The organism is Persephonella sp. (genome assembly GCF_027023985.1).
In the GTDB taxonomy this organism is placed as follows: Bacteria; Aquificota; Aquificia; order Aquificales; family Hydrogenothermaceae; genus Persephonella_A.
Genome location: NZ_JALVTW010000015.1, coordinates 37,479 through 62,695, shown reverse-complemented (window position 1 = coordinate 62,695; position 25,217 = coordinate 37,479). Strand labels below are relative to the sequence as shown.

The 25,217-nt window shown below is 34.8% G+C and carries 28 protein-coding genes; 16 read left to right on the top strand and 12 right to left on the bottom strand.

The features are described 5' to 3' along the window. Positions 1 to 2: 2 nt before the first annotated feature. From hisD to ligA, 9 genes are all read left to right on the top strand, one after another. On the top strand, positions 3 to 1,295 hold the full coding sequence (gene hisD / locus MVE07_RS04155; RefSeq protein WP_297454396.1) for a histidinol dehydrogenase: 1,293 nt from the start codon (positions 3 to 5) through the stop codon (positions 1,293 to 1,295). A gap of 6 nt (positions 1,296 to 1,301) precedes the next feature. Continuing rightward, positions 1,302 to 1,676, top strand: a complete 375-nt coding sequence (locus tag MVE07_RS04150) for a hypothetical protein (RefSeq protein ID WP_297454393.1) — start codon at positions 1,302 to 1,304, stop codon at positions 1,674 to 1,676. Beyond that, positions 1,663 to 1,917 (top strand): hypothetical protein, encoded by a 255-nt coding sequence (locus MVE07_RS04145; RefSeq protein ID WP_297454390.1) that lies wholly within the window; start codon positions 1,663 to 1,665, stop codon positions 1,915 to 1,917. The genes MVE07_RS04150 and MVE07_RS04145 overlap by 14 nt, the downstream gene beginning before the upstream one ends. Positions 1,918 to 2,046: 129 nt before the next feature. Beyond that, on the top strand, positions 2,047 to 3,183 hold the full coding sequence (gene dnaJ, locus MVE07_RS04140; RefSeq protein ID WP_297454388.1) for a molecular chaperone DnaJ: 1,137 nt from the start codon (positions 2,047 to 2,049) through the stop codon (positions 3,181 to 3,183). A 17-nt stretch (positions 3,184 to 3,200) separates the two neighbouring features. After that, a complete protein-coding gene (locus MVE07_RS04135) occupies positions 3,201 to 3,632 on the top strand; it encodes a helix-turn-helix transcriptional regulator (RefSeq protein ID WP_297454385.1) in 432 nt (143 codons plus the stop codon). Between the two features lie 3 nt (positions 3,633 to 3,635). Beyond that, the gene (locus MVE07_RS04130; RefSeq protein WP_297454382.1) at positions 3,636 to 4,061 is read left to right on the top strand and encodes a hypothetical protein; all 426 of its coding nucleotides are present in this window, start codon (positions 3,636 to 3,638) and stop codon (positions 4,059 to 4,061) included. After that, positions 4,058 to 4,897, top strand: coding sequence for a 50S ribosomal protein L11 methyltransferase (locus MVE07_RS04125; protein ID WP_297454380.1), 840 nt, complete (start codon positions 4,058 to 4,060; stop codon positions 4,895 to 4,897). The genes MVE07_RS04130 and MVE07_RS04125 overlap by 4 nt, the downstream gene beginning before the upstream one ends. Beyond that, on the top strand, positions 4,863 to 5,522 hold the full coding sequence (gene deoC / locus MVE07_RS04120) for a deoxyribose-phosphate aldolase (protein ID WP_297454377.1): 660 nt from the start codon (positions 4,863 to 4,865) through the stop codon (positions 5,520 to 5,522). Before MVE07_RS04125 ends, deoC begins: the two co-directional genes overlap by 35 nt. Continuing rightward, on the top strand, positions 5,522 to 7,666 hold the full coding sequence (gene ligA, locus MVE07_RS04115; protein ID WP_297454374.1) for an NAD-dependent DNA ligase LigA: 2,145 nt from the start codon (positions 5,522 to 5,524) through the stop codon (positions 7,664 to 7,666). The genes deoC and ligA overlap by 1 nt, the downstream gene beginning before the upstream one ends. 41 nt (positions 7,667 to 7,707) lie before the next feature. On the opposite strand, the gene MVE07_RS04110 is transcribed toward ligA, so the two are convergent. The 5 genes from MVE07_RS04110 to MVE07_RS04090 form a co-directional block, all read right to left on the bottom strand. Next, entirely contained in the window at positions 7,708 to 8,163 is a 456-nt protein-coding gene (locus tag MVE07_RS04110; RefSeq protein WP_297454371.1) for a PIN domain-containing protein, read from the bottom strand. Continuing rightward, positions 8,153 to 8,503 carry a hypothetical protein gene (locus tag MVE07_RS04105; RefSeq protein WP_297454368.1) on the bottom strand — a complete coding sequence of 117 codons (351 nt, stop codon included), beginning with the start codon at positions 8,501 to 8,503 and terminating at the stop codon, positions 8,153 to 8,155. The genes MVE07_RS04110 and MVE07_RS04105 overlap by 11 nt, the downstream gene beginning before the upstream one ends. Before the next feature lie 186 nt (positions 8,504 to 8,689). Continuing rightward, positions 8,690 to 9,673, bottom strand: coding sequence for a ribonuclease Z (locus MVE07_RS04100; protein WP_297454366.1), 984 nt, complete (start codon positions 9,671 to 9,673; stop codon positions 8,690 to 8,692). Between the two features lie 10 nt (positions 9,674 to 9,683). Further along, positions 9,684 to 10,544, bottom strand: coding sequence for a M28 family peptidase (locus MVE07_RS04095; protein ID WP_297454365.1), 861 nt, complete (start codon positions 10,542 to 10,544; stop codon positions 9,684 to 9,686). Beyond that, positions 10,522 to 11,151, bottom strand: a complete 630-nt coding sequence (locus tag MVE07_RS04090) for a class I SAM-dependent methyltransferase (RefSeq protein ID WP_297454361.1) — start codon at positions 11,149 to 11,151, stop codon at positions 10,522 to 10,524. The genes MVE07_RS04095 and MVE07_RS04090 overlap by 23 nt, the downstream gene beginning before the upstream one ends. A gap of 173 nt (positions 11,152 to 11,324) precedes the next feature. On the opposite strand from MVE07_RS04090, the gene MVE07_RS04085 reads away from it, so the two are divergent. Next, positions 11,325 to 12,389, top strand: a complete 1,065-nt coding sequence (locus MVE07_RS04085; RefSeq protein ID WP_297454356.1) for a hypothetical protein — start codon at positions 11,325 to 11,327, stop codon at positions 12,387 to 12,389. 24 nt (positions 12,390 to 12,413) lie between these two features. Here the strand turns inward: MVE07_RS04085 and purL are convergent, their stop codons facing one another. Next, a complete protein-coding gene (gene purL, locus MVE07_RS04080) occupies positions 12,414 to 14,666 on the bottom strand; it encodes a phosphoribosylformylglycinamidine synthase subunit PurL (protein WP_297454354.1) in 2,253 nt (750 codons plus the stop codon). Between the two features lie 174 nt (positions 14,667 to 14,840). Between purL and MVE07_RS04075 the strand changes: the two genes are divergently transcribed. After that, positions 14,841 to 16,793 (top strand): DUF505 domain-containing protein, encoded by a 1,953-nt coding sequence (locus MVE07_RS04075; protein WP_297454351.1) that lies wholly within the window; start codon positions 14,841 to 14,843, stop codon positions 16,791 to 16,793. An 84-nt stretch (positions 16,794 to 16,877) separates the two neighbouring features. Next, positions 16,878 to 17,174 carry a nucleotidyltransferase domain-containing protein gene (locus tag MVE07_RS04070; protein ID WP_297454347.1) on the top strand — a complete coding sequence of 99 codons (297 nt, stop codon included), beginning with the start codon at positions 16,878 to 16,880 and terminating at the stop codon, positions 17,172 to 17,174. Between the two features lie 8 nt (positions 17,175 to 17,182). Here the strand turns inward: MVE07_RS04070 and MVE07_RS04065 are convergent, their stop codons facing one another. The 4 genes from MVE07_RS04065 to MVE07_RS04050 all read right to left on the bottom strand — a co-directional run bounded on the left by MVE07_RS04065 (position 17,183) and on the right by MVE07_RS04050 (position 18,515). Further along, a complete protein-coding gene (locus MVE07_RS04065) occupies positions 17,183 to 17,554 on the bottom strand; it encodes a type II toxin-antitoxin system VapC family toxin (protein ID WP_297454344.1) in 372 nt (123 codons plus the stop codon). Next, positions 17,541 to 17,783, bottom strand: a complete 243-nt coding sequence (locus MVE07_RS04060; RefSeq protein WP_297454341.1) for a ribbon-helix-helix protein, CopG family — start codon at positions 17,781 to 17,783, stop codon at positions 17,541 to 17,543. The genes MVE07_RS04065 and MVE07_RS04060 overlap by 14 nt, the downstream gene beginning before the upstream one ends. Before the next feature lie 65 nt (positions 17,784 to 17,848). Further along, positions 17,849 to 18,319 carry a hypothetical protein gene (locus MVE07_RS04055; RefSeq protein WP_297454338.1) on the bottom strand — a complete coding sequence of 157 codons (471 nt, stop codon included), beginning with the start codon at positions 18,317 to 18,319 and terminating at the stop codon, positions 17,849 to 17,851. Beyond that, positions 18,273 to 18,515, bottom strand: coding sequence for a hypothetical protein (locus tag MVE07_RS04050; protein ID WP_297454335.1), 243 nt, complete (start codon positions 18,513 to 18,515; stop codon positions 18,273 to 18,275). The genes MVE07_RS04055 and MVE07_RS04050 overlap by 47 nt, the downstream gene beginning before the upstream one ends. 464 nt (positions 18,516 to 18,979) lie before the next feature. Here MVE07_RS04050 and MVE07_RS04045 point away from each other — a divergent pair, with 464 nt between their 5' ends. Genes MVE07_RS04045 through pyrE form a run of 3 tightly spaced genes read left to right on the top strand, consistent with a single transcriptional unit; the run spans position 18,980 to position 20,690 of the window. After that, on the top strand, positions 18,980 to 19,720 hold the full coding sequence (locus MVE07_RS04045; protein WP_297454333.1) for a nitrilase-related carbon-nitrogen hydrolase: 741 nt from the start codon (positions 18,980 to 18,982) through the stop codon (positions 19,718 to 19,720). 2 nt (positions 19,721 to 19,722) lie between these two features. Next, positions 19,723 to 20,115 carry a DUF202 domain-containing protein gene (locus MVE07_RS04040; RefSeq protein ID WP_297454331.1) on the top strand — a complete coding sequence of 131 codons (393 nt, stop codon included), beginning with the start codon at positions 19,723 to 19,725 and terminating at the stop codon, positions 20,113 to 20,115. A 17-nt stretch (positions 20,116 to 20,132) separates the two neighbouring features. Next, on the top strand, positions 20,133 to 20,690 hold the full coding sequence (gene pyrE / locus MVE07_RS04035; RefSeq protein WP_297454328.1) for an orotate phosphoribosyltransferase: 558 nt from the start codon (positions 20,133 to 20,135) through the stop codon (positions 20,688 to 20,690). On the opposite strand, the gene ccsA is transcribed toward pyrE, so the two are convergent. Both ccsA and MVE07_RS04025 read right to left on the bottom strand, forming a co-directional pair. Continuing rightward, entirely contained in the window at positions 20,680 to 21,480 is an 801-nt protein-coding gene (gene ccsA, locus MVE07_RS04030) for a cytochrome c biogenesis protein CcsA (RefSeq protein ID WP_297454325.1), read from the bottom strand. The two genes, pyrE and ccsA, sit on opposite strands and share 11 nt — an antisense overlap. A 59-nt stretch (positions 21,481 to 21,539) precedes the next feature. Further along, on the bottom strand, positions 21,540 to 23,579 hold the full coding sequence (locus MVE07_RS04025; protein WP_297454322.1) for a thioredoxin domain-containing protein: 2,040 nt from the start codon (positions 23,577 to 23,579) through the stop codon (positions 21,540 to 21,542). A gap of 112 nt (positions 23,580 to 23,691) precedes the next feature. Here MVE07_RS04025 and MVE07_RS04020 point away from each other — a divergent pair, with 112 nt between their 5' ends. Then, the gene (locus tag MVE07_RS04020) at positions 23,692 to 25,212 is read left to right on the top strand and encodes a YifB family Mg chelatase-like AAA ATPase (protein WP_297454319.1); all 1,521 of its coding nucleotides are present in this window, start codon (positions 23,692 to 23,694) and stop codon (positions 25,210 to 25,212) included. Positions 25,213 to 25,217: the final 5 nt, after the last annotated feature.

Sequence of the window (25,217 nt, the reverse complement as noted above, 5' to 3'; positions counted from 1 at the left end):
CCATGAGAATAGTTGATTTAAGAGGGAAAAATTATCTTCACAGCAAGGAACTGGATAATCTTATAAAAAGAAGTGAGATGGAAGTTGAACAGTTTGAAGATTCTGTCAAAGAGATACTAAAAAATGTAAAAGAAAGAGGAGATGAAGCCGTTCTTGAATATACAGAAAAATTTGATGGTGTAAAACTAACTCCTGAAGAATTAATTGTTCCTTTTTCTGAACTGGAAAAGGCTTACGAAAGCATAGATGAGGATACAAGATGGGCTCTTGAAGTGGCTTATGAAAGAGTAAGAAAATTCCACGAAGCCCAGAAGGAGAACTCATTTTTTGTAGAAGAAGAGGGGATGCTTCTTGGCCAGAAAGTTATCCCAATGGAGAGGGCAGGTCTATATGTTCCCGGAGGGAAAGCTGCTTATCCTTCAACAGTGATTATGAACGCAGCCCCTGCCATTGTTGCAGGCGTTAAAGAAATTGTAATGTGTTCTCCTAATCCTAATATTTATACCCTTGCAGCTGCATATATATGCGGAATAGAGACTGTTTACAGAATTGGCGGTGCACAGGCTATAGGTGCAATGGCCTATGGGACAGAAACAGTAAAAAAAGTTGATAAAATTGTAGGCCCAGGAAATATATTTGTTGCCCTTGCCAAAAAAAATGTTTATGGATATGTGGATATAGATTCTATAGCAGGTCCCTCAGAAATTCTTGTTATAGCTGATGAAACAGCAAAACCTGAATGGGTTGCAGCAGACCTTTTATCCCAGGCTGAGCATGATGAACTTGCTGCAGCAATACTGGTTACAACATCAGAAAAACTGGCTCAGGAAGTAAAAGATATTATTTACAATAAATATCTTGTGAACTTTTCAAGGGAGGCTATAGCAAGGAAATCTCTGGAAAATTATGGTCATGCTTTTATTGTTGATAACCTTGAAACAGCAACAGAAGTATCAAACTATATAGCGCCTGAACATCTTGAGATTATTACACAGGAACCATTTAAGCTACTTGATAAAATAAAACATGCCGGCGCTATCTTCCTCGGCGAGTATGCAACAGAGCCCCTTGGAGATTACATACTGGGGCCTAACCATGTTTTACCAACAGGAAGGGCTGCCAGATTTTCCTCACCTCTGGGGGTTTATGATTTTGTGAAGAAATCCTCCATTATCTATGTTACAGAAGAAGGCTTTAATAGAGTTGAAAAATATGCAAGACAGCTTGCAACTGCAGAAGGACTGGAAGCCCATAGACTTGGGGTGGAGGTAAGGTTAAAAAAGGAAAATAAATAGACGATTATGGAAAATATATATCAACAAAAATCTTTAGAGAGATTATATATAGCAAAATTATCAGATAAAGAGGGTTTATTATATTCTTTGGCTTCTAATTTGTATTTTTCTGTTTTTAATTATATGCAGTCTATCTTAAAGGAGCCTCCACACGGTAAATGGAAACATTTGGGAATAGTTTCGTATTTCTCTCGTTATTGTATGGAAAATGACATATATTCAAAAAAAGAATTGAAAATTTTTTCAAAGAATTATAGGGAATTATACGAATTAAGAAGAAAGGCTGATTATTTAAATATGGAATTTGATAAAGAAGATAAATTAAAAATAAATGAACTCTTTTCATACTTTGAAGAGGTGATTAAAAATGGCTGCTGTTAGGGAAATAAAATATATCGGAGAGATTTTAAAAAAGATAGATAGTATAAGTGGAATTGAAAAAGCAGAAATTATCGAAGTCCCAGAAGATGTAGAGGCTGATATAGGATTAAAAATTAAACCCAAGACTCCCAAAGACAGATATAAAATACTTGAAGAAATTAACAACTTGGAATGGGAAATTTATGATAAATATGGTGTATTACCTACGATTTACTGGGAGTTTGATTACAAAAATAAATAATTGCCAGCTTTGACAGAAATTATAAAACTCTTTTCAAAAATCTAACAATAATCCTCCCAAAAATTTGACAATACCTCACTAAAGTTATATATTTAAACTGATAATAAAAATCATTCCGGGGAGAAATAAATGGCAAAAAAAGACTACTATGAGATACTCGGGGTAAGCAGAAACGCAACCCAGGATGAAATAAAAAAGGCATACAGAAGACTGGCAAGAAAATATCACCCGGACCTTAATCCAAATAACAAAGAAGCGGAAGAAAAATTTAAAGAGATAAGCGAAGCATATCAGGTTCTTTCTGACCCAGAAAAAAGAAAACTGTATGACCAGTTTGGCCATGCTGCATTTTCAGGCGCTTCTGGAGCTGGAGCAGAAGAAGGCTTCAGCGGTTTTGGCGGCTTTGGAATGAATATAGATGACATACTTGAAGACCTGTTTAACTTTACAGACTTTTTCGGTGGTGGTAGCAGGAGAAGGAGAACCCAAGAAGAGAGAAGAAGAGCATACAGAAGCGAAAGAGGAGAAGATATATATCAAACAGTAACTATTTCTCTGGAAGATGCATACAAAGGAACAACATTAACTATAGAAGTTCCCAGGTATGTAATATGTGAAAAATGTGCCGGAACAGGTAAAAAACCTGGAAGCCAGCCAATTCCATGTCCGGAATGTGGTGGAACAGGACAGATAGTTTATTCCTCTGGATTTATGCATATAACTCAGACATGTCCAAGATGTCAGGGAGAAGGCTACATACAGGAGCCCTGTGATGCATGTAATGGCCGTGGTCTTGTAATGAAAACAGAAACAGTAAAGGTCAGAATTCCTCCTGGAGTTGATAATGGAACAAAATTAAGGGTTCCAGGCAAAGGACACTCAGGCAGATTTGGAGGACCTCCAGGGGATTTATGGATAATAGTTAATGTTCAACCACACTGGCTATTTGAAAGAAAAGGAGACAATCTGTATGTAAAGGTTAATATAAATGTTGCCGAAGCAATTACAGGAACAGAACTTGAAATACCAACAATAGACGGTAAAACAGAGAAAATAAAAATACCTGAAGGAACACAAAGCGGACAGCAGATAAGAATCCATGGAAAAGGTATGCCACGCCTGAAATCTTCAGGATACGGGGATTTGGTAGTTGTTGTTAATGTGATTATTCCGTCTAAAAAAGAGCTTTCCAGAAAAGCTAAAAAACTTGTTGAGGATTTAGCTAAAGAATTACCAAAACCTTCAACAAGATTTGAAAAACCATAATAGAGGGGTGGTAAGCCATGAAAAAAAGCAAAAAAAGTAAAAAAGAACCTTTATATATGATAGGTGCAGTTTCAAGGATGTTTAACATTCATCCGCAGACACTTAGGCTATATGAAAGGGAAGGTCTTTTAACACCTTCCAGAACAGAAGGTAAAACAAGGCTCTATTCACAGGAAGATATTGAAAAACTTGAGTTTATATTATTTCTAACAAGGGAACTTGGGGTAAATCTTGCAGGTGTTGATGCAATTTTGAGGATGAGAGAACAGATGATGCAGATGCAGAAGCAGATAGAATATCTGCTGGAGTTTATCCATGAAGAAATAAAGAGAAGATATGCAGAAAGTGCAGAAGAACAGCAAAACGCCCTTATGAGAATACCTAAAGTAGAGATAACTAGAGTTGATGATTATATTTATAATAGATACAGAAAAGAAGAAGAGGAGTAAATTTTGGAAGAAGGTCTTCGGAAAGAAGTAGAGAATAATTTTAGAGAAATTTTCAGCTATATAAAAGCTATACTTGATGAAGAACTTGCTACTTTGCCTGTTGAAAAGATAGAGGAAGGGGCAAAAATCGTTGTTGAGCAGGAAGATTTATATGAAGACTGGATAGACAAGATAGAAAATGCCCCTCTCCCTGAAATAGAGAAAATTGAAGAAATCCCCCATAACGATGGAATTCATCTGAAAATCATTTACTCTCTCACTGTTGATGAAGCTAAGCAGGTTAGAAAAATAAAAATTAAAAGCAACGGTAAGGTAGAAATATCAAATTATATAAAAACCTATAGACAGATAAACGGCAAGGAAGTAAAAATAAAAATAGAGTATGATACATATGGAAATTTAATATTTAACCTTGAGAGTGATAAATGAAAAAGTTAATCTATTCCTTACCGGCACCTTTATTTGAAGTCTTTGTTGTGGAATTAAATGGATACGGAATAGAAATTTTAAACAGAGATGAAAGGGAAGTAGTTTTTGCCCTTTATGTTCAGGATGAGGAACTGGAAGGGTTGAAAAATGCAGTTCAGGAAATATTTGAGGATTTAGGTAGCGGAACCTTAATCTTAGAAGAGGATATTCCTGAAGAAAACTGGGAAGAAAAATGGAAAGAAAACTTTAAACCTATAGAAATTCCTCCATTTGTTATTGTTCCAGAATGGGAGATTTATACCGGTTCTCTAATTCCGATAAAACTTAAAATAGGAATGGCCTTTGGAACAGGTTTACATCCAACAACCCAGATAATGCTAAAGCTTATTCCTGAATTTGTAAAAAAAGGAGATACTGTTCTCGATATAGGCACAGGTAGCGGAATATTAGCAATAGCAGCAGCAAAATTAGGGGTAGATGTGGTTGCTGTTGATATACAGGATGAAGCAGTAAAAGAATGTAAAGACAACGCATGGGAAAATGAAGTCCAGATAAAATGTAAAAAAGCCTCAGCCGATGAAATAGAGGGCAAATACGATATAATCCTTGCAAATCTCCAGATAGATATCTTCCGAAAATATTTTGACCATATAGCAAAACTATTTAATAAATATCTACTTATATCAGGTATTTACAAAGAAAAAGAGAAACATGAATTACTTGAAATGGCCGAAAAAAATAATCTAAAGAAGATAAAAGAAATAACCCAGAGTGAACAAGGAAGGGAAGGAGATTTATGGTATGGATTCGTCTTTGAAAATAAACAAATATATTGACCATTCAAATCTAAAACCCTATGCAACATACTCGGATATAGAAAAACTCTGTCAGGAAGCAATAGAACACCAATTTTATGCTGTTTGCGTAAATCCATTTTATATAAAATTTGCAAAAAAACTCCTTCAAGGAACAGACATAAAAGTTTGCAGTGTTGTAGGATTTCCTCTTGGTGCAAATCAACCAAAAACAAAACTGGTTGAAGCCTCAACTGCAATTTCCGATGGAGCAGAAGAACTTGATATAGTATGGAATATAGGAGCTTTTAAATCAGGGGATTATAGTTTTGTGGAAAGTGAGCTGAAAACAATAATCTCATATACACAGGGAGTAGTCCATAAAGTAATAGTAGAAACAGCCTATCTAACCGAGGAAGAAAAGAAAAAAGCACTGGAAATTGTTATAAACAGCGGTGCAGAGTTTATAAAGACTTCAACAGGTTTTGCACCTGAGGGAGCCAGACTAGAGGATATAAAAATATGGAAAGAATTATCTCAAGGAAAAATAAAAATAAAAGCTGCAGGCGGTATAAGGGACTACAAAACAGCTGTCGAAATGATTAAAGCAGGAGCAAACAGAATAGGAACAAGCCATGGAGTAGAAATTATAAAGGGGCAGCACTGATGTATACACCTGAAAAAGAAAAAGAGCTTATACAAAAAACAAAGGAACTTCTTAAAATTTCAATAGATGATATAAAAAATATTGAAGAAGCAAAAAAAATAGCAGAAGAACTTAGAGAAGTTATCAGATACCACGACTGGCGATACTATGTCCTTGCAAATCCAGTAATATCAGACTATGAATATGACAAACTGTTTCATCTTCTAAAAGATATAGAAAAAAAATATCCTGAGCTTGTTACTCCAGACTCTCCAACCCAAAGGGTAGCCTCAGGACTTACAAAAGAGTTTCCAGAAGTAAAACATTTAGCACCAATGTTATCCCTTGACAACTCATATAACGAAGATGATTTGAGGGATTTTGATAGACGGGTTCGTGAAATTACAGGACTTGATGTTGTTGAATACTCTGTTGAGCCAAAATTTGATGGGGCAGGAATAGCACTTGTTTATGAAAATAATATTTTTGTCAGAGGAGCAACAAGAGGAGATGGAATAGTAGGTGAGGATATAACACCTAATCTTAGGACAATAAAAACCATTCCTTTATCTGCAGATTTTGAAAAATACGGAATACACAAAGTAGAAATAAGAGGGGAAGTTTTGATAAGAAAGGATTTATTCAAAAAAATAAATCAGGAAAGGTTGGAAGAAGGTCTTCCGCCTTTTGCAAACCCAAGAAATGCGGCAGCAGGATCTCTTAGGCTTCAAGACCCTAAAGAAGTAGCAAAAAGAGGTCTTGAGGCCTTTGTTTACCAGATTACCTATGCAGTTGATAAAGAGGGAAATAATCTACTTGGGACAAAAATCAAAAAACATCATGAAGCTATAAAAATGCTTTATGAACTGGGCTTTAAAAGTCCATACAAAGAAATAAAGGTCTGCAAAGGCATAGATGAAGTAATCCAGTATTGCGAGGAATGGCAGGAAAAACGGGATGAATACCCTTATGAAATAGATGGAATGGTTGTTAAGGTAAACGATATATCCCTTTATGACAAATTAGGAGTTACATCACATCATCCAAGATGGGCTATAGCCTTTAAATTCAAGGCAAGACAGGCAACAACCAAAATAATAAAAGTAGTTTTTCAGGTAGGAAGAACAGGGGCAGTAACTCCTGTTGCAAAACTTGAACCTGTGGAGATAGGAGGTGTAATTGTTTCTTCTGTTTCTCTAATCAATGAAGATTTTATAAGAGAAAAAGATATAAGAATTGGTGATACAGTCCTTATAGAAAGAGCCGGTGATGTTATACCTTATGTGGTTAAAGTAATAAAAGAGGCAAGGACTGGAGAAGAAAAACCTATAGTATTCCCTAAAAACTGCCCATCCTGCGGTTCACCACTGGTAAAACCACCTGGAGAGGCAGTCTGGAGATGTATCAACATAAACTGTCCTGCACAGGTTGTTGAAAGAATTATATATTTTGCCTCTAAAGATGCAATGGATATTAGAGGCCTTGGAGAAGCGATTGTCAGAAGATTTTATAAACTTGGATTTTTAAGAAGTATTCCGGATATTTACAGACTTCCCTATGACAAAATAAAACAGCTTGAGGGCTTCGGAGAAAAATCTGTTGAAAATCTCAGAAAATCCATTGAAGAATCAAAACACAGGCCAATCCACAGACTAATAACAGGTCTAAGTATAAGATACGTAGGTAAAGTTACAGCTAAAACCCTTGCAGAGTATATAAAATGCGTAGAAGACCTGAAAGACTGGTCAATAGAAAAGTTAGAGCAGCTACCGGATATAGGTTATGTGGTTGCAAGAAGTATATACGACTTTTTCCACAACGAACAAAATTTAAATACAATTTATGAGCTCAAAAAACTTGGAGTCCAGACCTGCAAAGAAGAAGAGGAAAAAATTGAACATATTTTTGATGGAAAGACATTTGTCTTCACAGGTGGTTTGCACTGCTGTTCAAGAGAGATAGCACAAGAAATAGTTGAGAGACTGGGAGGTAAGGCTACAAGTTCTGTAAGTAGGAAAACCAGCTTTGTCGTAGTTGGAGAAAATCCCGGCTCAAAACTGAGAAAAGCCCAGCAACTTGGAGTTCCAACCATAGATGAACAACAATTCCTTGAAATGATAAAAGACCACATCCCAGAGGATTTAAGAGACAAGGTGAATGTATAGAAAAAAAACTGATTATTATAGGTAAATCTGGATGACAAGGTTTAAAGATTAGTTAGGACGTTTACTGCGGGAATGTGTTCAAAATCTTTATCTGTAGTCGCAATGTATTTCAGGTTATTCTCCTTCATTACAATAAAAGTCAGGGCATCATTACCTATCAATCCATATTTGTCAATAACATTCTTTAATTTCCAGTAGTGTTTTTCTTTTATCTCGTAGATTTTAAAACTAAACTCTTTGAAAAAGTTTTTTACAATGTCTATTGTAGAACTGTATTTTTTCAAAACGTCTTTGTTATCTTTTAAATATTTGAAATTTTTCCCGCTCTGAATGATAATTAGTTTGAAAATAAGCTCATCTAATATCCGTGTAGTTATTACAAACTGGTATTTGTTTTCTTGTTCAAAAAGCTTTTTTATTTTTTCTTTGTGTTCAGTCTCTATGTCTGTTAAAAAGTAAATTAAAACGTTTGTGTCGACCATTACTTTAACTTTCAAGTTCAAAAACCTCTGAGTCTAATATATCTTTTATGTCCTCTTTAGATAATGATTTGCTTACTTTGATAGAGTTAAAATATTTTTTTACTTTATTCTCTGATTGTGCTTTTTGATACAGTTTGAATGCTTTTTCCTGTATGTTCCTGTATGTTAATGGTTTCCCTTCTTTTTGCAGAATTTTTATGGCTTCACTGATAAATTTTGCATGAAAATCTGGGCATTTTATTTTTCTTTCAGAGTTTTTTCTTCGGGGAGAAACCCTTACTTTAAAACCCAACCTTTCCTTAATATCTGCTATGTAGCTTGTTTTAAAAGCATTCATAGACTTTATGGTTTTCATGTAAGCACCTACAATTCTTTCCTTATAGTATTAAGTTAGTCTAAAAATAATAAACTTTCAAGTAATAGACTATTTTTGGATAATCCTGAAATAAAACTAAGAATGTTTGTGCAATAAGTCAAAGACCTTTTCTGACACATATTATAATCAAATTTTAATATACGGTCTGTAAGTAGCAAAGGATTTTTACTCTACCTCTGGAAATAGTTGTTTGATTTCGTTTAGGATTTTTTCCTTATTGTTTCCATAGCGGCGGGAGAAGTGGAAAACGATTAGTTTCTTAACATTTGCTTTTTCTGCTATGTATGCCGTTTGGTCTGTGGTTAGGTGATAAACCTTTCTTGCCTGTTCTTTGTCTTCTGATAGAAAAACTGATTCGCAATATAAAACATCAGAACCCTTTATAAGCTGGACTATTTTCTCAACATTTTCCTCAGAAAAAACAACGTCTGTTATATATGAGATTTTTATTCCCTTCTGGATATAACCGTATTCTTCCCTTAGATACTCCCAGTCAAACTCTTTATTCCCAATTTTGAATTTTTTGCCTTTGTTTTCTTGATTTTGTAAAAACTCTTTAAACTCTCCTATTTCTCTACCTTTTAGCGGGAGCTCATTTATTTTTTCTTTTTTTAACAAAAATCTATCCTTATACTCAAAACTGTATCCCATAACAGGAATTTTATGGTCTAAAACAGCAAATCTAACGCGGTAATACTGATTTTCATAAATTACATCTGTTTTTGCCTTTTCTTCACGTATAAAATCTTTTGCAAATTTTCTTTTTATATCATACTGGAATGTTTCAAAAAGGCCGTCGTTATACTGTTTTAGTCTGAAAATAAGTTGTGGTTCTGTTTCCACCAAATTCCATGTGTATCCCTGTAGTTTGCAATAAACATTATCAGCAAGAGGAGCTATCCCAAATATTTCAACTGTTTGTTCTTTCCCAATTTTATTTCTCAGAAGATTATCAAAGCCGATAAAATGATCCATATGGGTATGGGTTATAAAAATCTTGTTTATTTTTTTAATCAGATGTCTGTCCAGTCTTCTAATATTCCCAACATCAAACAGAATATACTCTCCGATAGAATCAATCTCTATTACTATTCCTGGATCTTCGTGCTTTTCATTTATTAAATAGTGTTTAACCCTTGGTTTAGCCATCTTAAAGCCTTTATATATTTTTTAGTGCGTAGTAAAGACCGTTTATCACTTCTGCCATTCTTTTATAATCCAGTGTGTTAACTGTGTCTGTTCTTTTATGATAATTCGGATTTCTATAAAATGCTGTGTCTGTAATCATAACAGCCTGATATCCGAATTTCCAGAAATTTTTGTGGTCTGAGAGGTCAACCCCGGGGATTATTGAAGGAGCATTTATTGAGTAAACAGGAATTTTACCGCCTTTTTTCATAAGTTCTCTTATTTTTATTGTTATCTTTTTTTGTCCTATTTTGCCAACGACACCTATAAAATTTCCTGTATCTGGATAAAGCAGTTTAAAAAATGGCAATGGGAATTGTTGTGAACCTTTTTGGTCAGAGAAATATCCTATCATCTCAAGGCATATCATAACTTTGATTTTTGCATTTTTTTTGTGAAGGGAATGGGCATGGATATAACTGCCCATATATTCTGTTTCAAAAAATGGCGGTTCTTCCAGAGAATATGCTGCAAAGTCTATTCTATAAGGGAGTTCTTCCTGATACAGTAATCTAAGTAATTCAATTAAACCTGCTATTCCACTGGCATTATCATCTGCCCCCGGAGTATCTCCAGCTACATCATAATGGGCTCCAATTATTATTCTTTCTTTTTTATCTGTGTTTATTGAGGCTATTATATTTTTGTATTCATTGTGTTCCACACGAAATTTTTGTTCTGTTATATGAGAGGTATAAATAGAAAACTGATTTTTTATGTATTCTGCCGCTTTGTCCAAAGATTCTGGAAGTAAATAATTCCTAAAAGGCTTTATTGATGTGAGAAACTCAACATGTTTATAAAGATTTTCAGGACTGGCTTTTTTTAGCATACCCTATTATATGGTAATTTACCGGTATAAATGGACTGTTAAATCTGAGTGTTTTGTATTGAACTTCCGGAAAATAGGCTTCTATTAGCTTTCCTGTATCTCTCTGGACATCGCAGCCTTCAAATGTCCATTTCCATACAGGCTGGACAAATTTCTGGACTTTATGAGTGATTGTGTTTTTAGGGGCTTTTACATGCTCAATAAAAATAAAATATCCATCTTTTTTAAGAACCCTTTTTATTTCCTCTATAGCCTTTCTTGGAGATTTGACACTACATAAAACAAGAGTAGAAACTACAGTATCAAAACTTTCATCCTCAAAAGGTAATTCTTCTGCGAAACCTTGCTTTACATGTATATTCAACGGATATTTTTTTGCTTTTTCTAAAAAATAATCAAGCATTTCTCTGGAAGGTTCAATAACTGTCAGATTTGTCCCCGGTTTATAGTATTTGAGATTTATACCTGTTCCTGCTCCAATTTCAAGAACATCTTTCCCTGCTTTTGAGAACAAACCCTTTTTATACCCGTCATAAACATAGTTTAGATACCATTCCAGATTTTTCATAAAAACTGCGTTAAATTTGCTCTTACAATTACATTCCATTACTCTACCCGCTGCTTTTTCTAATTATTTTAAAACAATGTTCCACATATATGCTTATATAAATGTTTATTCCCAATATTTATAAAAATATTGCTTTAGGCTATAAAAATCATCAACTTAATGAATGAGATCTGCTTTTTCTCCTGCCATATGTATATAAGGAGGTGGTCAAAATGTTTGGCAGGGTAGTTTTCAGAACATTTTTCTCCTTTGCTGTTGCCTTTTTCGTTTCCTGTGGTGGAGGCGGAGGTGGCAGTAGTGGTTCTTCAGGTGTAAGCGGTGTATGGGAAGGTAGCTATCAGGTTTCTACTTATTCTGGTGTGGTTAAGTATCCTGTATGTTTGGAGATAAACCAGTCCGGCGGTTCCCTATCCGGCAAAGGCTGGATAGGAGGTAGTTTATGGAAAGAGGATATAACAGGTAGTATATCCGGAAATTCTGTGGATATGTCTCTAAGCGGAAATGATACATTTAATAATCATGTAGATGTAAATATCAATGCAAATGTTGTAGCCAATAGGATGACCGGAATACTTACAAAAAATAGCTCAAATTTTGATCTGGATGTAAGGAAAACATCAAAAAGTAGCTGTAACTGGGCTGATAAAAATCTGGTTGATGCTTTTGCCCGTAATTTGAGTAGAGCTATAGCTGATAATCCTGGTGATTCTGCAGGGAAAATTCTGGCTTCATTTATCACAATGGTTCCTTTTGTTGATGTGAAGATAAACGGAACTACATATAATGATTGGTGGATATGTATCTGGGAAGTTAGAGATAATGTTAATCATAAAGAATATACCGTAGCAAGTATAATTGATATCTCTTCCGGAGATAAAGGTGTTTACTGGTATGTAAATGACGATAACTTGTATAATCCTCCCTATTACATAGGCCTTGATACATCTTATAACAGCCGTCAGGTGAATATTACAGGTCTTACGGATTTTAGCACTGACCCTAATAAAGTTGCTGCTTATGGGGATTTTTCAACATCTACTATATTTTTTGCTGATGGTGGTTCGGAGGATGTCTATCATAACAATGGAACAAGTTTGATGGGAACTGCATTTTGGGAGGGTGCATGTAATTCAGGTGCTAAAACAAAGGTATTTATGACAGAAATTCCATTTTATCTTTATTTTGATAACGGAAGTAATTCTGTAGCTGCTCCTCCTAATGCCCCTTCCTCTATCGTAACAGTTCCGGCTCTTTATGTAGAAATTAATCGTTGTTGAAAAAAAGGGGGAGTATCCCCCTTTTTATAAAATCTTAGGCAGGCTGTTTTCCCATAGAGTTCTGAGATTGTTTATATCTTCTGTTATGGAAACATTTCCAATTTTTAGATTTAATTCAGGTTCATTTTTGACTTTTCCAACAACTTTAAATCCTATGCCTAATTCTTTTGCTTTCGCCTCAAGCTGAGGAATATCTTCTTCAGCAGCACTTATCACAATAATACTTCTCATCTCATCGAATAGTTCAAAATCTGGTCTATGTTCTGTATTTATCTCAATATCAAGTCCAAATGTTTTTTCTTCTGCAAATGCAGGCTCTAAAATAGCTGTAATAAGTCCACCGTCTGATACATCATGGGCAGATTTTATCTTTTCCCTGTTTGAATGAATAAACTCCATAAGTTTCTTTTCTATTTCTATATCAACAGGTGAAATTGCCCCTGATACTATTCCGTGGACTTCTTTGAGATATTCGCTGCCGCTTACTGTAGGCTGTTTATTTACTTCTCCAATCAGGACAATAACATCTCCTTCTTCTTGATAAAAAGATGGAATCGCATCTTCAGGTCTATCTAATACTCCAACAGCAACTACAGTAGGAGTAGGATAAACATTTATTCTTTTGTCTGGTAGAACCGTTTCATTATACAGGGACACATTACCACTAATAACAGGTGTATTTAGCTGTCTACAGGCATCTGCCATTCCTTTTGTTGCCTGTTCAAACTGCCACATAATTTCTGGGTTTTCAGGATTTCCCCAGTTGAGACAGTCTGTTATTGCAAGTGGTTTTGCACCTGAGATATAAACATTTCTAACAGCTTCAATGACAACCCTTTTACCACCTTCATAAGGGTCAAGATAAACCCATCTACCGTTTCCGTCTGAGGATATTGCCACTGCTTTTTCACTATTGATTTCAGGTTTTACAGCCCATTTAACCCTTAAAACAGCTGCATCACTTCCAGGTTTTACAACGGTATTTATACCAACCTCGTGGTCATATTGTCTGTAAACCCATTCTTTTTTGGCAATGGTTGGGGAAGATAAAACTTTTTCTATGGCTTCTTTTATATCAATTTCCGGAAGATTATTCTGGTCAAAGGCTCTTGTTTCTTTTAGATATTCAGGCTCTTTTCTTGGTCTGTTGTAAACAGGGGCATCATCAACTATTGCAGAGATAGGCAAGTCTGCAACCTTTTCGCCTTTATAGAAGACTTCCATTCTTTTTGTGTCTGTTGTTTCTCCTATTACTGCCGCCTCAAGTCCGTAAGATTTTGCAATTTTTATAATTTCATCAACATTTTCCTCATCTACAGCATAAAGCATTCTCTCTTGAGATTCGGAGAGGAGTATCTCATAAGGGGTCATTCCTTCTTCCCTGAGGGGAACATTTTCAAGATAAACCCGAACACCCATTCCTGACTTTGAACCAAACTCTGATGTTGAACCTGCCAACCCTGCAGCTCCAAAGTCCTGACAGCCGACAATCAGGTCTTTTTGCATTACCTCAAGGGTGCATTCAACAAGTCTTTTTCCAAAAAATGGGTCACCTATCTGGACATTTGGTCTTTTGCTTTCAGACTCTTCAGAGAATTCTGCAGACGCCATTGTGGCTCCATGTATTCCATCTCTACCTGTGGCAGAGCCTACCATAACCATTTTTTGACCCACTTTTGTGGCTCTTGCTCTGAAAATTTTGTCTTTTTCAAGTATTCCAAGGCAGAAGGCATTTACAAGAGGGTTTCCTGCGTAAACCTCATCAAATACAATTTCACCACCTATTGTTGGAACACCTATACAGTTTCCATAAAACCCAATTCCTTCAACAACTCCATGAACAATAGGCTTTGCATCTTTTATATTTTTTCTTGTTCCATCTTTTCTTGGATCGCCAAATCTAAGGCTATCAAAAGCACAGACAGGTCTTGCTCCCATTGAGAGAATATCTCTGATAATTCCACCGACTCCTGTTGCTGCCCCATGAAACGGTTCTATATATGAGGGGTGGTTATGACTTTCTATTTTGAATGCAACAGCATATTTATCATCTATCTCAACAATTCCGGCATTTTCACCGGGGCCCTGCAAAACCCATGGTGCATCTGTTGGAAAAACCTTCAAAAAAGGTTTAGATGATTTATAAGAACAGTGTTCACTCCATAAAGCCCCAAATATTCCAAGTTCAACCTCGTTAGGCTCTCTACCTATAAGTTCAACAATTTTTTTGTATTCCTCAACAGTTAATCCATGGGCAGAAAGGATTTTTTCGTCCATTTATATCTCCTATGGCTTAAAATGTTTAACAAATATTTTATCTTATTATTAAATGACTTATCCCGTATTTGTTGCCAAACTGAAAATTTATAAAAGTTTCACTAAAATTATTTGACAAAATTTTAATAAAGGATTATCTTAAATAATGAAGAAAAAAATAATAGGAGGGCTATTATGGTTATTAGAAAAGAGCATGCACTTGCACTTTTAAACGCAAAATCACAGGAAGAAAAAGGTCTTGCCTGCCAGATTACAATCAAAGCAGAAGAAGACCCTTATGTTGAACTGGAACTTCAAAATCTGCTGGAACAGGGCAATTCCCCAATTGAATATACACTGACATATTGGGGAAGAAATCTTGTTTATATCCTTGAAGAAATGATTAAAAAGGGTCTTATCAAACATCCTTCTGAGTGGGACGATAGATTTAGATGGATAGGTTCTGAAGTTATTGCAATGATAGAAGCTGCTATCTTAAGTGGTGGATTAACAGGAGAAGAAACATTTGAACCACTTAGAGAAAGAGGTTTTGCGCAGGAAGTTCATGAAGAGAAAAAAGGCTGGTTCAAAGAAATAAATGAGTATGCAAAAGCTGTTTATGACATTTACACAAAAGCAAAACCAAGACTTGTGATTTCAAAAGAACTTGGAAACTATATTGCTTCTATGCCAACAGGTCCAGCAGAAACAAAAATGCTTCCTGAACATAGTAGATTTCCACTTGTTCTTGAAAGTATGAGACTTATCTCATTCTCAGTTCCAAACTCTGATGTTTATACACTTTCAGGACTTGGACAGGCTGTCCAGAAGGTAGTTCAAACAATGGCACCATCCCTTGAAACAATAATAAATGAAGATTATATGTATGCACTGCTAAAAGTCCTTGATAGTGGGATGGAAGCCTTAACTCCACAGGAAGCTGAAGTTCTGGAAGAACTGGCATTTATTGATGCAGAAGGAAATATTCTTCCGGCTGGAGAAGCTTTACTTGAGGTTTATAAACTCTGGAGTGAAAGGGAATACAGACCTGTTAAAACATTTAACCTTGAGACATTAGACGAAGAACTATTAATCGGAATTGAAAAAGTATGGGAAAAAAACAAAACTAACCCTGAAGTTGTTCCAACAGCAGAAGAGATAGTCCACTATCTCATGGAAAAGCCTCTTAAAGAGTATAAACACCTGATTGAGTTTTACGGCAGAATGATTAATCAGGCTATGGGATATCAGAAAAAAGAAGAGCTTAAGAAAAAATGGGCTGAACTGTTTACGATAGAAGACCTGTTCAAACATTTCTGGGAAAAAGGAAACCAATGGTATGAAAAGCTTTATGACACGGTAAAAGAAAGTCTTTACTCCCTCGAAGCTTTTGAACTTGTTAAATCTGAAATAGATGAAAAAACAGGAAAAACTGTTTATAAACTGACAAACCACGGAAAAAGAGTTCTTCAGGATATAAAAGAAAAAGGTGTTAGAGAAATAACCTCAACAGGTGTAAAAGCTATATCTATTACCAAAACAGAATTTGGAGCACCAAACTACCACTGGTATGAAGAGGCTGTCAATGAACATCTGGTTGGTGGTGGATACCCAACAAAATCCGGTCAACTTTATGAAGAACTTGCTTACACAGTAAGAAGACTACCAAACCTTACAAGATTTGAGCTTATGGTTCTCCATAAAATTCCAGAATACGGAATGTTCCTTGATGAGCTATTCAAAGAATTTGATGAAACCCTCAAAGAAGAAGTTCAATATGCTGTTAACAAATTAGAAGCAAGATATATCCTTGATGTTCTTCCAAACAATGGAATTAGACTTACAGAAGCGGGAAAACTGCTTAAGAAAGCTCTCTCCGGAGTCCCAGAAGGAATAGCAAACCCAATAAACCCTGTTATAGTTAGAATTCTACAGGCTATAAAACAGGTTGGAAATCTGTATGTTAAAGAAAAAAGAGTAAGAATACTTCCTAAAAACTGGGAAGAAGCAATTAAGCTGTCCGGACTTGATAAAGAAACATTTGAAAAAGAGATAGCTGTTGCAAGACTTGCAGGATTTATCGGTAAAACTTCTATCCATGAATCTGGACTTGAGGTTCTGGAAGCTGTTGAACTGATGAATAAATAATTCTGAAGGGGCTTTTGCCCCTTTTTTTGTTGACATTATTACTTTGATGCTGTGAAATAATTCTTAAAACTGGAAACTTTCGGCATGTTTAAAGCACAAAAAGTAAAAACCATTGAAGATTTAAAAGAGTTTTTGCAGCAATTTTTTAAAGGGGAAAATGTAAAGGTATATCTTTTTGGTTCACGGGCAGAAGGAAGAAATACCCAGTATTCAGATATAGACTTAGCCTTTGATTTAGATAAGGATATAAGTGGAAAATTGTCTCAACTAAGGTATATTCTAGAGGAAAGTAACCTTCCTTATAAGGTAGATATAGTAGATTTAAAGAGTGCTCCATACCTGAAACAGGTAATAAAGGAAAAAGGTAAAAGATGGCTTTAAATAAAAAGTTAAATTAAATTGTTTTTAATCATAGGATAATGCTTTTTATTGAAAGTCCAAAGTTTAAAATTATAGACTGTGCAACAGGCAGCTATTAAACTATCTGCAAGCTCAACATTGTGAGATTTCCTATATTTATTCATAAATTCTCCTGCTACTTTTCCTATCTCACTATTTATTTCTATAAGTTTAAAACTATTTAAAAGCTTTTGTATTTTTGGAATTTCTTTTTTTCTTGCACCGGCATATATTTCTGCAATTTGAACAGGTGTTATATACACGTATCCATTGGTATCTTCTATGATTTGTTTAGCTTTTTCAATAACTTCTGGATTTCCCCTCAAAATCCAGATTAAAACATCCGTATCAAATACTATCAATTCTTTTACCTTTCCTTAGATTCCTGAGGGCTTCCTCAACATTATCAGTTTTATATTGCCAGATACCTGCAGTTTCTTCTATTGCTTTCAATAGATTTTCTTTTGATTTTTTTAGATCTGTTCTTAATTTTTCTCTTATTATTTCAGATAAACTTTTACCTGTTCTTTTACTTTCTGCCTTTAAATATTTATAAATTTCTTCATCTAAATAAATTTGAGTTCTTTTCATACTTTACCTCGCTTATGATGTATATATACATTACTTCTTAAAGGGAAATTTTGCAAGACAACTACTTATTTAAACCCGATATCTTCTTTCATCTTTTTGATTAAATCTTTGACCCTGTCTTCTGAAAACTTTCCTTTCCAGTCCATCTGGCATCTATAAACCAGTTTTCCTTTTTCTAAAAGGTCAAATCTCATAAAGCCATCAAAATCAGCACCGATGGATTTTGCCTGTGGAGATGTGCATTGTGAGAGGAATTTGGCTTTTACATTTATAGTATAAGGACAGTTATCCTGAACTTTTATTCCTTCTTCTTTAAATGCTTTTATGATTTTGGTTTTTATAAAAGGGTTTTGATAAGAAATTCTTACGCAATGGATATTTTTTTCTTTTATGCTTTTGTCATAAACCTTTGAATAAAAATTCTCACAACCAGTAATAAAAATAAAAAATCCAATAATTAGTAAGAGCTTAATACAAAACAAGTCTTTATTAAGTAAATTCTTTATATACTGATAAAAGTTCTCCTTCTCTTTCATACAGCTCCCATTCTATGTCATTTAACTGATTTAAGACTTCTTGCCATGAGTATCCTTTTTCTAATCTTATTTTTATGCCTATATCTGCGTCTACATCCTCAGGAATATTTGTTATTTCTATATTTTCTATACCTTCAATATTTTTTATTTGGGACAGATAATTAGCTATTGTTTCTATTTCTTTTAACTTTGCCATTTTCTTATTACCTCGTTCAAAAACTCAAAAATAATTTTTAACTCTTTTATTTCTTCATTGGTATAAACTTCGTTGGTATAATCTGATTTTATTCTATAAATATATAGTCTTTCATATGTTTTGTATATGTTCCTCAAAGTATAGATTATCTGTTAAGTTATTATCTTTGCAATATTTAGAAAAGTGTTTGTTTATTCCTATATGTTTCCATTTATTTTCAGGAGGCTTTCCGAGAACTGATTGCATAAAATTAAATAATGCAAAGTATAGTGTAGAACCCAAAGTTGATGTAATTTTTGTTTCTATTTGCCATTTTGCCGTTTCTAACCTTTCTAAAGATTTCTTTTTATAAATATTATTCACAAGAACCTCGAAAATATACCAAAAGTCCTATCAGTAAAAATCTCATACAGAATATCTTATGATAAAATTCTTTATCTGCAAACCAAACTAAGAGGTATATAATGCTTGTTTATTCTTTGCAGGTTAATCTGGAGCTGGGAAATACAGAAAAAAATCTGGAGAAAATATTTTCCTATATAGACAAAGTTGAAAAAAACTCCCTTGTGCTACTTCCTGAAATGTTTAGCTGTGGTTTTGATAATGAAAATCTTGAAAGGCATGCAAAAGAAACTCCTGCTATACATAAATATTTAAAAGAAATGTCCCATAAAAAGCACTTGGTTATTGCAGGCACACTTCCGGAAAAATCCAGAAATGCCATTTATAACAAGGCATTTGTTATAGATAACGGGGAAATTGTTTACAAACAGGCAAAAGTTAAACTATTTAGACCAACAGGGGAACACAAATATTTCAAAGCTGGAAAAAATTTTGATGTGGCAGAAAGCTCAAATGGAAATCTTGGGATAATGATTTGCTTTGAACTTAGATTTCCTAATATCTCATACACTTTAAGAAAAAAAGGTGCAGAAATAATCCTTGTTCCTGCCCAATGGGGAAAGCCGAGAAAATACCATCTTGAAGTGCTTTCAAAAGCAAGGGCAATTGAAGACCAGTCTTTTGTTATAGTCAGTAATACCACAGGTAAAATTGGAAATATTGAGTATGCAGGAAGTTCAGGGATTTACGACCCATGGGGAGAAACGCTGGCATTTATAGACGAAGAAGAAGGCTTAATACAGGCAGACATAAATCTGAATGACGTTTACAGAGTCAGGAAAAAAATAAAAATGGATATATAAAAATGGAGGAGAAAAAACCAAAGATAGATCCTAAAGATTTAATGGCGGTTGAGAGAGCAACTACTGCATTATTTAGCACATCTATCTCTTTGATTGTGCTGGGTTTCGTTGTTGAGAAATTTGAACTATTCCTTCATTTGGTTTCAATAGAAGTTAAAAATAATTTTAAAGTAAAACTTATTCATGAAAGTTACCTTAATTTTTATGCATATCTGGGGATTGTAATTATACTGGCAGGAGTTTTTTTGGCTATTTATACATACTTTTATTATACAAGATGGATATCAAATTTGGAAAAAGGTCAGATTGAAAAAGACAAACAAATTTATTTAGCATTATCAATATTTATATCTATAATAGGTATCTTACTAATTTTAACAATGACTACAATATGAAACCGGAGGATTAGAAATTGGATTACAGGGAGAAGCTTAAACAGATGATATTAGAAAGGGCATTAAAGGTTGCAGATAAGCCAATATTTAAACTCTCTTCAGGTAAAATGAGCACATATTATATGGACTTAAGGACAATAACCCTTGATCCTGAAGGCGGATACATAATAGGAAATCTGATTTTTGAAATGATAAAGGATAAATCCCCTGATGCAATAGGAGGACTGACACTTGGGGCTGACCCTATATCTTATGCAACGGCACTTGTTTCTTATCTGAATAAACAGCCTATAAAACCATTTGTCGTTAGAAAAGAGCCTAAAGGACACGGAACAGGAAAACAGATTGAGGGAAATGTTCAACCGGGAGAAAAGGTTTTTATAGTGGAAGATGTTGTAACAACAGCAGGTTCTTCACTTAAAGCAGCAAAAGTTGCAAGGGACTTTGGTCTGGAGATAATGGGTATTATAGCTATTGTTGATAGAGAAGAAGGTGGAGCAGAAAATATTAAAAAGGAAGGTTTTGAGTTTTTCCCTATTTTTAAAGTATCAGAATTCTTAAAAACTAATAGTTAGGGTGTTTTATGAACCAGTAGATAATAAATGCCATAATGCCTCCTGCAACAGTCAGATAGGAGGCTTTTTTCCCTTTTTCATGTTTTATAACCATAATATGAATTAAAAATCCATAATAAACCCATAATAAAGATAGTGCTATCTGCTTAATATCCCAAATCCAGTGTTTTCCCAAATACACACTTGACCAGACAGAAGAGGCAATTAAGGCAAGGGACAGCATTATAAATGCAGCAACATTTGTTTTGTATTCAATATCCTGAAGTAAAACCAGAGATGAAGAAAATTTGGAAACCAGAAATGAATCCAGTTTTTTCCTTTTTAAATCTCTTTGGGTAAGAATATAAACCGCTGCAACCACTGCACCGGCTATGATTAAAGCATAAGCAACCATTGAAAAAATCACATGGGCATAGAACCATATATTTTTGTAGCCAATTTCTACTTTTTCATAATGAGGTAGAGTAAGAGCCACTAAGAAAACATTTATAGGTGCAAACAATGAACCAAAATCCCTTAGCTGTGTTTTGTATTTAAAAGAAAGTCCCAGAAAAACAGCACCGATTAAAAATGCGAGAAAAAATGGAAGTTCCTGCTGGGTTGCCAGTGCAAAACTTTTTGCCTGTATATCTTTTATTCCTATGTATAGCAGCTGCAATAAAAATGCTATTCCATAAAAACTAAACCCAAACTTTTTTCCAGTATCTTTTTTGGTAAATAAATAAACCCAAAAACCTATAGACGACACAAAATAAGACATCAAAATAACAATCAGCAGTATCTTAAGCAAATTTCCACCTGTGAATAGGTTTTTATTTCTTTATTATAAGTCTTTATTAACCGATTTAACTACCCTAATTTTTCGTCTAACTGGGATATATCTGTGATAGGTAGTCCACAGGTAAAGTCCTCACATATATAAACAGCAGGTTTATCATCTACAGGCAGCTGTTTTAAAAATGGTATCTTTTCATCTAAAATATCTCCTTTTTTCACAAGGACAGAGCTGTAAGGCATGAATTTTTGATTTATTTTTTCTAAAACCTCTTTATAATCCTTTCCTGCAATAACGATATCCTTGCCTTTATTATTTCCAAAGTCATATCCCAGTATCATCATACTGTATCCTGCCGGAATTGATTTTATTTTTGAAGAAAAGGCTTCTATGGTTTTGTCTGCATAATCCCTGTATCTGAAATCCCCTGTCATTCTAAACAGCCTATACAGGTTATAAACTGCAACTGAGTTTCCGGACGGAATTGCCCCATCATAACTTTCCTTTGGCTTGACAATCAGATTTTCCCCAAAGTCAGGAGTGTCAAAAAATCCGCCTTTTTCATCCCAGAAATGCTTAATCATTGTTTCTGTCAGGTTTATAGCTTCTATTAGATATTTTTCTTCAGCTGTAGCCTGATAAAGCTCTATTAATCCCCATACCAAAAAGGCATAATCAGATAAAAAGCCATCAATCTCAGCTTCGCCATCCTTATATCTGTGGAGAAGTGTTCCATCTGATTTTTTCATTGTTTTTAAAACAAAATCTGCTACATTTTTGGCCAGCTGTGCATATTCAGGGTCTATAACAGACGCCTTTGAAAGTGCCGCAATAATAAGACCATTCCAGTCAGTCAGTATTTTGGTATCCTTTAATGGATGAACCCTTTTTTCCCTTTCGGTAAATAATTTTTCCCTCCATATGATAATTTTTTCCTTAAGCTGATTTTCAGATATTCCTAACTCCTTAGCCAGTTCTGGAATAGTTTTTTTCAAATAAAGAATATTCTTCCCTGTTAATCTTCCTGTGTGCTCCTCACGGTAGTTTCCCTCAGGTGTGATATTAAAAACTTTTTCAAACAGTTTTATATCCTCTTTTCCGATTATTTTTTCTATTTCCTCATAACTCCAAACATAAAATTTTCCTTCTTCTCCTTCACTGTCTGCATCCTCAGCTGAGTAAAAGCCGCCTTCTGGTGAAAGCATATCCCTCTGGAGATATTCTGCTATCTGCTGGACAGTTTCTTTATATAGCTTTTCTCCTGTTATCTGGAAAGCTTCTGTATATGCAATCATAAGCATTGCCTGGTCGTATAACATTTTTTCAAAATGGGGCAGAAACCACCTTTCATCTGTTGAGTATCTATGTAAGCCATAACCGATATGGTCATAAATTCCTCCAAGTCTCATTTCTGTAAGGGTATGCTTTATCATATCAATGGCACTTTGTAGCTTTGTTTTGGAGTAGTATCTCATTAAAAACATAAGATTATGGGGAACAGGGAATTTAGGTCTTCTTCCAAATCCACCGTAGTATGGGTCAAACATATCTTTCAAGGTTTCATATAAGATTTCTGATATATTTGGTGGAACTATGTCTTCGGAAGTAGTTTTAGAATATTCTTTTAGATGATTTAAGATTTTGTCAGCCCTTTCCAGTAGTTTTGTTCTGTCTTCTTGCCATAGCTTTGCAATATTTAGCAGTAGTTCTTTTAGTCCTATTCTTGTATGAGAACCTTCTTTTGGAAAATATGTTCCTGCATAAAAAGGTTTTTTATCAGGGGTCATAAAAATTGTTAAAGGCCAGCCGCCTCTACCTGTCATCATCATACAGACATTCATATAGATACTATCAACATCTGGGCGTTCTTCTCTGTCAACCTTTATAGAAACAAAATATTTGTTAAGGATTTCTGCTATTTCTTCATCCTCAAAACTTTCCTTTTCCATAACATGACACCAGTGGCATGTGGAATAGCCTATTGACAGGAATATGGGTTTGTCCTCTTTTTTGGCCTTTTCAAAGGCTTCTTCTCCCCATGGATACCAGTCCACAGGGTTATATGCATGCTGCCTGAGATATGGGCTTTTTTCGTTTATTAGTCTATTTGGCATTGTTATCTCTCCTTTTAAGCTTTTTTGAAAGTTTATTCCATTTTGCCTTTGCCGATTAGAACCAAAATCATATCTGCTAAAATTTATAGGAATATAAATTCAGGGAGGGATTATGCTTACAAATATAACGAGCGGGGGATTTATTGGTATTGATGGATTTAAGGTGGAAGTAGAAGTAAATATATCCCAGGGACTTCCACAATTTATAATTGTAGGTCTTCCTGATACAGCTGTTAAGGAAAGTAAAGAAAGGGTAAAATCAGCAATAATAAACAGCGGATTTTCTTTTCCTTTAAGGAAAATAACGGTTAATCTGGCTCCTGCTGATATTCAAAAGCAGGGAACACTTTATGACCTGCCTGTTGCAATTGGAATATTAAATCTTGCAGGGATTTTTTCTCCAAATTCAATTGAAAATACAGCTTTTATTGGAGAACTTGCCCTTGATGGTTCAATCAGGAAAATAAAAGGAGTTCTACCTATAGCTTATGGGCTTAAACAGATAGGTGTCAAAAAACTGATACTTCCTGAGGAAAATGCCCCTGAAGCATCACTGATATCAGAGCTTGAGGTTTATGGGTTTCAACATCTAAAGGAGATAATTGGATTTTTAACAGGGGATATTAATAAAAAGCCTGTGAAACCGGATATTGAGGGAACGTTCACAGATTATTCAGGATATCCGGATTTTTCAGAAATCAAGGGACAGTATGCTGTAAAAAGGGCACTGGAAATTGCAGCTGCAGGATTTCATAACCTTCTTATGATTGGTTCTCCCGGTTCTGGAAAATCTATGATGGCAAAAGCTTTTCCTTCTATACTGCCCCCTATGAGCTTTGAGGAGGCAATAGAAACAACAAAGATACACAGCGTGGCCGGAATACTTGATGGATATATAGTCAAAAACAGGCCCTATAGGAACCCCCATCATACAATTTCTGATGTGGCATTAATAGGTGGAGGAAGTATTCCAAAGCCTGGAGAGGTATCCCTTGCCCATAATGGTGTTTTATTTTTAGATGAATTTCCAGAATTTAAACGCTCTTCCCTTGAAGTTCTCCGTCAACCTATGGAGGACAGGGAAGTCGTCATATCCCGTGCCAGCGGCAGATACAAATTCCCTGCAAAATTCCAGCTTCTTGCAGCTGCTAATCCTTGCCCCTGTGGATATAAAAATGACCCTATTAGAGAGTGCAGATGCACGCCTGCAGAGATAAGAAGATACAGGAATAAGCTATCGGGGCCCATCGTTGACAGGATTGATATGATAACCTGGGTCAATTCAGTTCCGCCTGAAGAATTATCTAAAATGTCAGCAGGAGAAAGTTCGCAGCAAATCAGAGAAAGGGTTTTAAAGGCTGTTGATATACAGAAAAAAAGATTTAAAGAGCTGCCTGTAAACTTTAACAGTGAGATGAGCCCATCTATGATTGAAAAATTTGTTATTTTAGAAGATGAGGCAGAAAATACCCTTAGACTTGCTGCCAAAAAATACGGAATAACTGCAAGGGGCTTCCACAGGATACTAAAGGTTAGCCGAACCATTGCTGACCTTGAGGCTTCAAAAAATGTAAAAACTAAACATATAGTAGAAGCTTTAAACTACAGATTAACAGAGGAAATGCTGTCTTGATAAAA